Genomic DNA, 465 nt, shown 5'->3' with positions numbered 1-465 from the left:
GTGGTGCTCAACGCCCTGCTGAAGATCGGCTTTCATCGGGTGTACGAGGTGGCCAAGGCCGCCGCGATGCTCTCCGACTACGAGCGGCAGACCATCAAGGCCGGGCCGCCGGCGGTAACCCCCCAGATCTCCTCCTCCTGCCCCACGGTGCTGCGGCTGATCCGGATGCGCTTTCCCAAGCTGATGGACCATGTGGCCTCCACCATCCTGCCCATGGAGCTGGCGGCCATTCTGGCCCGGCGGGAGGCGGCGGAGGAGACCGGCCTGCCGCCGGAGCGCATCGGGGTGTTCGCCATTGTGCCCTGCTCCTCCAAGGTGACGGCGGCCCGGGTGTCCGAGGGGCTGAGCCAGCCGGTGCTGGACGGGGCCTTTGCCATCCGGGACATCTACCTGCGGCTGCTGGGTCCCATGCGGGAGCTGGAGGAGCTGGAGCCCATGTCCTCCGCCGGGATCATGGGCCTGGGC

At 69.5% G+C, this 465-nt stretch carries 1 protein-coding gene; it reads left to right on the top strand.

The annotated features are described in order from the left end of the window. A partial coding sequence (locus tag H7U32_RS10065) for a [Fe-Fe] hydrogenase large subunit C-terminal domain-containing protein (RefSeq protein WP_204469893.1) occupies positions 1-465 on the top strand: 465 nt, incomplete at both ends.

It is taken from the genome of Bifidobacterium pullorum subsp. saeculare (assembly GCF_016899725.1).
GTDB lineage: Bacteria > Actinomycetota > Actinomycetes > Actinomycetales > Bifidobacteriaceae > Bifidobacterium > Bifidobacterium pullorum_C.
Note: the sequence above shows the minus strand (reverse complement) of the source record. Positions and strands in the feature narration are given on the sequence as shown.